Annotated in this window: 5 protein-coding genes and 1 pseudogene; all 6 read right to left on the minus strand. The window is 56.8% G+C overall.

Annotated elements, in window-relative coordinates:
- Positions 1 to 876, minus strand: an 876-nt coding sequence (locus tag BM116_RS18175) for a type I restriction endonuclease (RefSeq protein WP_139222381.1), incomplete at its 3' end; no start/stop codon positions are given.
- A 4-nt stretch (positions 877 to 880) separates the two neighbouring features.
- The gene (locus tag BM116_RS18180) at positions 881 to 2200 is read right to left on the minus strand and encodes an McrC family protein (RefSeq protein WP_083729328.1); all 1320 of its coding nucleotides are present in this window, start codon (positions 2198 to 2200) and stop codon (positions 881 to 883) included.
- Positions 2200 to 3993, minus strand: coding sequence for a DUF8426 domain-containing protein (locus tag BM116_RS18185; protein ID WP_235846797.1), 1794 nt, complete (start codon positions 3991 to 3993; stop codon positions 2200 to 2202). Before BM116_RS18185 ends, BM116_RS18180 begins: the two co-directional genes overlap by 1 nt.
- Before the next feature lie 785 nt (positions 3994 to 4778).
- Positions 4779 to 6149, minus strand: coding sequence for a restriction endonuclease subunit S (locus BM116_RS18740; protein ID WP_139057036.1), 1371 nt, complete (start codon positions 6147 to 6149; stop codon positions 4779 to 4781).
- Positions 6139 to 8052, minus strand: coding sequence for a class I SAM-dependent DNA methyltransferase (locus BM116_RS18195; protein WP_090475312.1), 1914 nt, complete (start codon positions 8050 to 8052; stop codon positions 6139 to 6141). Before BM116_RS18195 ends, BM116_RS18740 begins: the two co-directional genes overlap by 11 nt.
- Before the next feature lie 375 nt (positions 8053 to 8427).
- A pseudogene (locus tag BM116_RS18200) lies at positions 8428 to 9104 on the minus strand (SNF2-related protein); the annotation flags it as partial.

Consider the following 9104-nt stretch of genomic DNA (forward strand, 5'->3'; position numbering starts at 1 on the left):
CACCCCGCCCTTGTGCGAACCGCCCGGGCGCGACGCATCCACTACCTGATTGATGGCAGCGCGCACCGCATGAAACTGGTGATAGCCGGCGATCTTCTTCACCAACCTGCCGTCATCCTCGAACAACACGAAGTAGCGCAGGTAATCGAGCAACATCTCCGGCGCCAGCACACCGCGCATCAACGTTTCCAGCTCGCTGAACTGCCCCAGCGGGTCCAGGTTCACCCCATCAATGGTGCGCCAACGGGCGAAGCGCTCGATATCGGCCGACAGCGATCCCATTCGGGCTTCGCTACCATCGGAGATGATCAGGATCTCGTTGTACTGGAATACATCCGGAATCTGCTCTTTGTAGGTCTGGATCTGGTCGAACGCTTTGACCAGATCCGCATTCACATCCGCAGGGTTCTTAAGCTCGACCAGTACCAGAGGCAAGCCATTGACGAACAGAATGATGTCCGGCCGGCGAGTATGCTTGGGGCCCTGGATACTGAACTGATTGATCGCCAGCCACTCGTTGGCCTTCACATCCGCCCAGTCGATCAGGCGCACGAAATCGCCACGCGTCTCGCCGTCCTTCTGATACTGAACCGGCACACCGCTGACCAGCAGACGATGAAACAGGCGGTTGGCAGACAGCTGAACAGGTACACCCAGCTCCAGCACCTGACGCACCGCATCCTCACGAGCAGCGAGCGGTACACCGGGGTTCAGCCGCGCAACCGCTGCGCGTAAACGCATGGCAAGCACCACGTCACGGTAGCTCTCCCGTTCCGGGTTGTCGCCATCATGGGCGATGTCCGGCCCATATAGGTGCTGATAGCCCAACTCACCCAGCCAGCCGAGTGCTTCCTGCTCCAGTTGATCTTCGGTCATTCCTTTATCCCGGTATTACTGCCTGGTCGAGTACGGCGGCTGCCGCTGCAACCTTGATGCAGTCTGTGAGCTGCATCTCATCATCGACCAACAACGTATCAGCGTCTAAATCAAAAGGTAAGGCCCAAAGCCGCAATTCCGGGCTGAAATCAAAGGACGGCAGCGGCCTATCGAACCGGCGGGTTCGTGGGTAGATAAGCGCCAGCTCGCCCTTGCTACCAAGGTATTTGTTGCCGTAAGCAAACAACTGATAAAAATCACCCTGGCTCAAGCCATATTTGTTCGCCCTGTCACCGCCGTCGAGCGTTTTCCACTTGGTATCCAGTACCCAGGTCTGAGCGCCCTTCTCCATCAGCAAGTCTGGCTGCAGGCGGAACATATCGCTGCCGGAGTGCTGGCACAGGCTGTGCCTCGATGCCTGCGCCTTTAGCCTCGCCCCCGGCTCAAGCCGTCCACGCAGCCACCCTTCCACATAACGCTCAAACAGCCGCTCCATCGGGAACAACATGCTCATACCGCGCCACTCACCGCTCACCGCCAGTGGCATCTGCTGATTGAGGATTAGCTCGCACCAGGGCTTCATTGTCTGGTAGTGCGCCATCAGGCGATCTGTACTCCATGCCCTAAAGTCCAAGGCAATATGACGGCTTGCGGGCAGCTCGCCGAGCATCGAGCGCAGCTCGTTGGCCAACCGCCAGCTGTTCGCGTCCTTGGTGCTTTTCGCCACCTGCTCTAAGGCTGATTTGAGCAAACGGTTCTCAGCGCGATCGGGCTGAAATACGTCGTGGCGAATCTGGAGGTAGTGCTGCCGCCCGGGGCGCTGACGCATCTGTGCGACCACATTGAGCTGGCCACGCAAAAAGCGCTGCTCCTCTTCAATTCGTTGATAGTCGAACCGCACACCCCGCTTCACCAACAGATCAAGTTCTGCCAGAAACTGCGCCATTACCCATTCGCTGAGCGGTGCGTCAAACAGCTCGATACTGGCTACCGATGTCTGACGCGAGTCGAGGTTCAAGGCACGTTGAATCAGCTTGCGCAGCAACTGCCGGCCATTTTGCAAGCAGTCACCCTCTTCGTGGTGTTTGGGTACAATTTCTAAGCGCGTACCACAGGGTGTTTCCAGCACCCCGACGTATGAGTCCCACTTCAATGCCCTCTTGCCATCCAGCTGCAACAGGCGCGCGCCATTGCGGCTAAATTGAGCGCTCAGTTCACACAGCCAATCGAACGCACTCGCCGAAACGTGAGCCAGGTCGAGCGTATTCTCCACCTGCTCAGTGGTCAGACGAGCGTACTCGCGAATGACGATAGGCTTGCTCACTAGCCACCATTACTCAGATGCGTGATCAGCTTGCTGCCGAGCGTGCGAGTGTTCAGGTCGTTACCGTTTGCATTCTGAATGTCTATGCCAGCATCACTGGCTAGTTCACGCAGCACCGGCAACACTGGCTGCTTTAACTTGCCGTTGTGCAGAAGTTCAATCGTCCCGCTCATCAGCTCCCGAAGAACAAAATCGCCGTGAGACGCCTGCCGTTTAACCTCAGGCTCTACTGCAAGGCGAGACGCGTCGATAATGCCGAGGTAAGCCTCTTGGCGCTCGAACGCATCCTCATTCAACGCCCAGACACCATCAGCCAGACCCTCCCCCACATCCGGCCCAAACAATGCTATTGCCTGGCCGCTCTTCTGCTGGATAAAGCGGTCGCCAGCTGCCTTCCGATGGTCGTTCAGTACCCAGCCAATGCGTTGCCAGTCTTCGAAGAAATACTCCTGGAGTAGCGGGAGTATTTGGTTGCGGAAAATATTCGCAAGCCGATCTATCGTCGAATCATCCGCCAAAGGCATAAAGTAGGCGTGTCCCAGGCAGTGGTCTCGATCAAGCAGCACTTCAATGCGCTGATTCATGACCCGCAGCAACTGCCCCACATTCACACCCGCCACCGTTACATCATCCAGCAACTCTGGCCGGGGCGGCATTTCCTTGAACACAAAACGACGACGCAGGGCGATATCTAGCCCAGCCAACGAGCGGTCGGTAGTGTTCATTGTTCCGATGATGTAGAGGTTATCCGGCACCGTGAATCGCGTCTGAGAGTAAGGCAGCACGATGGGCAACGCCTCGGGTCTACCGGCTCGCTTACTCTCTTCGATCAACGTGATCAGCTCACCAAAGATGCGAGAAACGCTGCCCCGGTTGATCTCATCAATGATCAGTACCCGAGCGTCATTCTCCGCACTCCCCTCCGAAGCACTGGCGCCCAGCAAGCGCTCAAGCTTCTCCTGATTGAGGGTCGGAGCGCGTAGTTCGTAGAGTGTCATTTGGCTGAACTGCGCATTCAGCAGCTCCGAGTGTGGCAAGGAAGGCTGGTAATGCCGCAGCCACCTCACCGGCCGCATTTGCGAGTAATCCGCATCAAATTCGCTATGCGGCTTGAACTGGTAATCCCCTGTCACTTCACCGATAGCCCGAAACTTGAAGTTCCCGTCCGACACAACAATCAGGTCACCGACCTTCATCTTGGCCACAAATGCAGTCACGCTGGTGATACCGTAATCCGTTCCAGGATTGCCTGGTACAACACCTTCCTCGGCAAAACGCTCCTGCACCTGCTGCCGGTTGGTGCAGCCCGCAAAATTGATACCGCCGCCATAGCCCAGCAGCGCATACCCCCCATTGATGCACTCCTGAAAAATGCTGGCATCATCACCCAAGGTATTGCCCAACGACATTTTCCACACTCGCCGCTGACCGACCTCAGAAGGTGCCTCAGCGTGTCGAGTCACCTTGGACGCAGCAGCCTCACAGAGTGACTTAAATACCCCATCCACCACGTCATAACGCAACTGGCCAGTTGTCTCATCCGTGCGAGCGCGCAAACCTTCCACAAAGTCCTCATAGCTGAAGCTCTGATGAAAGGTCACAAAGCGGATACGCTCCTTGTCAACAAGCTCATCGAACGCCTCTTTCAAGCGTTTGCGCGAGTCGGGGTCGTCACCACTGTTCTGCTCCCAAAGCTGCGGCGCCAGAATCTTCAGCGCTTCGTTGATGGTGTTGTAGGTCTTGCCGGTACCGGGCGGGCCGAACAGAATTTGGTTCAAAGGGACCGTGTTCATGCTCCTATCCTCCGATCTGACGAGAGACTCTTCACCTGTCGGTGCTTCCTGATCATCTGCTTGCTCTATCTCTGCCGACATGTAGTCCTCCACACGCCTCGCGTTGCCGTCATTCAGCGCGCGGCTAAACACCGATCCAAGTACGGCATCCAACTGCCCCAACCAGTCTTGAACTTGCTCTACTGAAGCCGTCTCGACGCCGTTGAAACGGGCAAGGCCTGAGCTCTCTTGGCCCATTTGCTTGAGCTGCTTGTGCAGAGCACCATTGTGCTGCAACCCACACCGGATACCATTAGCACGAACAAGGAGCACCACGGCGATGCCCTTAGCGCGAGTGCCCGGTTCCTTATTGCCGAAGCCCAGGTAAATATCTTTCGCGTTTTTGCGCCGTAAGGGATAAACATCAGCACTGGGATAACGTTTGCATATCGACTCGGCGACGTGTCGCACCTGCTCGCGGACCACGGCATCGCCCGGTCTTTCGACACACACGCGGTCAAGCACGGCCTCACTGACCACAGCCTGGCGCTCGGTTTGATAAACAAACCACTGCCGCAGTCCGCTGTGCACGTTATTGCTATTGCTCGCACCGATTTCGGCGTGTTCACCGCCCGAACCGTACTGAGTACAAAGTCGAGCGAGCTCAGCCAGGTCCAGAATTGCAAACACATCCCGGCCGTAGTGCCTGGAAACCGTATTTACGCCACTCACATAATTGCTGACGGTATTGGCTGACTTGCCCGCAGCAATCATCCAGTTCTTGAATGCTTGGGTGTTGCTGTCGCTCACAGGGCTTTCTCCATCAGGGACTCGGCTTCAGGCAGGCGCAGCTGACCGGAGATCAGGCGAGGTAAGAGGGTGTCACGGAGTTGGGTGAGAGTTTGGGCTTGTTGCCGGTTCGCATGCACCCTCTCAAAAAGAGGTTTTGCTAACTCGGCAAAAGCCTTGAGGACGGGCTTATCTGCAATCGGTATTTTGACCAGTAATACCTGATCTGGCTTAACGCGCTGATGACTATTCGAGGTTCCCGTCACCAACTGGCAGAGCTGTTGCTGAAACTCGGCAGCCACAAACAAACAATAGATTAGCTCTTTGGACACACCTTCCTGCGGCGAGTAAGCCAGAAACTCTGTTGAGCAGACAGCATTGGCTCCATGGTTAACTGGCAGCCATACACGCGGTATGTGGGGATTGAGCTTCGACAGCAGCACAGCCTCATCTGGCAAGGGGGTTTTGTTGCTTTTGATCTGCTGACCAAGCTCAAAAACCGGGGCTTGATCACTGTCGAACGCGGGCAAACTGTAGTGCTCGAAAAGCACCTCAGGAGAGGCCAAAGGGTTCACAGAGCCCTTCTTTTGATTTGCCAAGTCACCGACACACCCGATGCTCCACCCCTTCGGCACCAACCCCAGTTCGGACTCTTCAAAGCTATCGGGAAACAGGGCGGCGGTGGTGGCGTCCATGGCCGCTTTCGGCATCCTGCCTTCAGCGGCACTCATACATCCCTGTATAGCGCCTTCCGGCTGGCGGCCTTCGGCCTTGGCGCGCACGGGGTCGAAATCGATGAACCAGGATTTGAATAGCGCCTGGGCGATGGCTTCCAGGGTGGTGTTGGTTTCGCGTAGCAGGGTGATGCGGTCGTCGAGGGCACCTAGCAAAGACGCAATACCCAGCTGTACTTCCAGTGGTGGGCATGGCACAGCTATCTGTTCAATTCGAAAAAGAGCTAACTTTGGCTGGGTTGAACCTACCGCAAGGGACCTTATCTCAGCCTGACCAACTTCTGAGCGCAAAAAATAACCTAGGTAGTCGCGATTTATAAGTGAGCTATCAATTTCGCAGATTTTTGCTGCATTCTCCGTCAGGTTCGCTCCGCTCAAATCTGGTGGGACAGTGCCAACCAGCCCAATAGTCCCAACGATTGAAATGTATAAATCTTTCGATGAAATCACATACCGAGAGATTGCTGGGAAAACCTCATTAGGCACGTATTGGAGATTAGACCTATCGATTGATCCATCTTTGAAATCGACAATTCTTAGATACGGATGGTCCGTCCGATAGGAAACCAGCGGGGTTCCAGAAGGCATACGCTTCCCACCCTTTATCTTCGCAAACTCACCCAGTTTTAAATTCATGACATGATCAGAACTCATACCCCAGCCCCCCTAGCTTCTGCCGGATCAACTGATCGAGTTCTGCTCCCTTCTGCATCTGCGCGCCCAACTGCTTGGTCAGCCGCTGCATTTTTTCGGCAAAGGCTTCGTCGTCGTCTTCCACCTCTTCGGCACCGACATAGCGGCCCGGCGTAAGTACATGACCGTGCTCAGCGATTTCGGCAAGGGTGACGCTGCGGCAGAAGCCGGGGATGTCCTCGTAGGGCTCGACTAGATTCCCGCCTTCGCGGGAATGACGGGAGGTGGAGTCCGGCGCATCGAGGGTTTCGCCGCGCCAGGCGGCGACAGTCTCTGCGATGCGTTCGATATCGGCATCGGTCAGCTCAATCTGTACGCGGCTGACGCTGGTGCCGAGTTTGCGGGCATCAATAAACAGCACCTGCCCGCTGCGGTCGACGCCGCCGGGGCTTTGGCTATGACGTTTGTCCTTAGCGAGAAACCACAGGCAGGCGGGAATCTGGGTATTGAAGAACAGCTGACCGGGCAGCGCGACCATCACTTCCACCACATCGGCCTCGACCATGGCGCGGCGGATATCGCCTTCGCTATTCTGGCTGGAGCTCATGGAGCCGTTGGCTAGTACGATACCGGCGCGGCCACTGGGCTTGAGGTGATACAGCATGTGTTGCAGCCAGGCGTAGTTGGCATTGCCCTGCGGCGGTGTGCCGAAAACCCAGCGCGGGTCCCCTTCCAGACTGCCGTGCCACCAGTCGCTGATATTGAACGGCGGGTTGGCCAATACAAAGTCGGCACGCAGGTCAGTGTGCTGATTGCGGATAAATGTATCCGCCGGCTCCTTGCCAAGGTTGAAGTCGATACCACGAATGGCCAGGTTCATCGCCGCCAAACGCCAGGTTGTGGGGTTGGACTCCTGGCCGTAGATGGACACATCGCCCAGCTTGCCGCCGTGAGCCTCGATGAACTTCTCGGACTGCACAAACATGCCGCCCGAGCCGCAGCAAGGGTCGTAGACCTTGCCGTGGTGAGGGTTGAGCACCGCCACCAGGGTTTTCACAATGCTGGCCGGCGTATAGAACTGCCCACCCTTCTTGCCTTCGGCACTGGCGAACTGGCCGAGGAAGTATTCGTACACCTGCCCCAACAGATCGCGCGCCTTGCCGGTGTCGTCACCAAAGCCGATGGTGGATACCAGATCCACCAGCTCACCCAGCTTGCCATCCGGCAGTTGGGCGCGGGCGTAGCGCTTGTCCAAGATATTCTTCAGGCGCGGGTTTTCTGCCTCAATGGCCGCTAGCGCATCATCAATACGCTTGCCGATGTCCGCCTGCTTGGCAGCTGAGCGGATCGACTCCCAGCGCGCCACTTCCGGCACCCAGAACACGTTGACCTCGCGATAGTAATCGCGGTCTTCCAGCTCGGCGGCCAGCAACTCGGGGTCGTCATCACCCAGATAGTAGTCATCGCTTTCATCGGTCAGCTTGCGCTCCAACTCGGCGCGGCGGCTGGCGAAGCTGTCGGAAATGTACTTGAGGAAGATCAGCCCAAGCACGATGTGCTTGTACTCAGCAGCGTCCATATTGGCGCGCAGCTTATCGGCGGTGGCCCAAAGGGTCTTCTTCAGGCCATCCATGCTGCTGACAGCAGCTTTCTCAGTGCTGCGCGCCGGCTTCTTCACACCCGACGGCTTTGCCGCCACAGCGCTGCCTTCGGCCTCACTGCGCTTGACCGAACCACCACGCCCTCGCCCCTTCTGCAGCACACCCTGCGCAATCAACGCATCACGCGCATCGACAAAAGCAGCCTGAGAAAGATCGGGAAAGGCAGCACTCAACTGCTCGAACAACGACTGGTTGCCAATGCTGGAACCATCGACCGGCACCAAAGCCAACAGCGACTGCGACAGGCGGGCCTGATCATGCATAACGAAACTCCTGCAAGCCACGCTACGGCGGCCTTGAAACAACGCGGATTACCGGAGGCAAGCAGGGAGGAAGAGCGAAGCAGGCAGCATCACGCGGTCCATCCCTGATGACCTGCGGCGAAGTGTGATGGCCATCACTTTAGCCAGCGACAGTCACGGGGTAAAGCGGTTGTTGTCTCCCGCAGTGTTTTTGCCGGAGACGCTGAAACAGAGTCGGTCATCCATGACCAAGGGGTTCCATCCCTGCCCACTCCAAGCGGGCACAGTTGGATGATATGTCGCGTTAGCTGACAGACCAATAATGGTCATGCATACAGGTCAAGTTTTCAGGCAGGTCTGACGTAATTCGCCTAAGCAGACAGGGCACTAGTTACCTTATTCCGTCTGTGTGCCGGAGTAACCCAGCACACACGCAACAATTCTTTCTTCCCAAGTTTGCCGCAGGGCGATGCCCGAGATCCGCTCGATGATAGTCGAAGCCGGCAACGCCTCAGCGAGTAGCGCCTTGCGAATGTCACGCAAGCGGACAATCTGTGAGCGTCGAGCAACCTTGTTCAGATAGCCAAACCATGTAGGCCGCACGAGATCCAACCAGGCGTCCGCCAGCTGCGCCCAATCGGGGCAGCCTTCTATGTGGTTATGCTTGAGCGTCTGCAACAAACGCTGAATAGCATCAGCCTGACCAGTGCTTTCAATCCACCCCTTGCGGCTTGCCCAGACTGAAATAACATCCTGCATCTGATCCAGTGCACGCTGTTTACGTTGCGGCAGCAACAGACGCTCCTGCTCAGACAACCTTACGAGGAAGCGCTCAAGTTGCCGCCCAGCACCATGACTGAGCGGAAGGTCCTTCTGCCCCTGCCCCAAGCGTTGCCGCAGCTGTTCGACAATATCCGGCAAATGCACCAACGGCTTAGGCTGCTGATCAACGATCAACACCCAGCGAGGCGCCCTTTTGGCCTCTCCGGCCAGACAAACAAATAGCCACGGTTGATCGGACTTCACCAGACTGACACGGGACAAGACCGCCAGAGTTTCTTCTCTAACCATGG

Origin of the sequence: Halopseudomonas pachastrellae, assembly GCF_900114765.1 — a bacterium.
Classification (GTDB): domain Bacteria; phylum Pseudomonadota; class Gammaproteobacteria; order Pseudomonadales; family Pseudomonadaceae; genus Halopseudomonas; species Halopseudomonas pachastrellae.

What these genes read in the sequence shown, in the direction of transcription:
- BM116_RS18185 (WP_235846797.1), bottom strand. Translation starts at nt 3,993, where the DNA reads ATGAACACGGTCCCTTTGAACCAAATTCTGTTCGGCCCGCCCGGTACC.
- BM116_RS18740 (WP_139057036.1), bottom strand. Translation starts at nt 6,149, where the DNA reads ATGAGTTCTGATCATGTCATGAATTTAAAACTGGGTGAGTTTGCGAAG.
- BM116_RS18195 (WP_090475312.1), bottom strand. Translation starts at nt 8,052, where the DNA reads ATGCATGATCAGGCCCGCCTGTCGCAGTCGCTGTTGGCTTTGGTGCCG.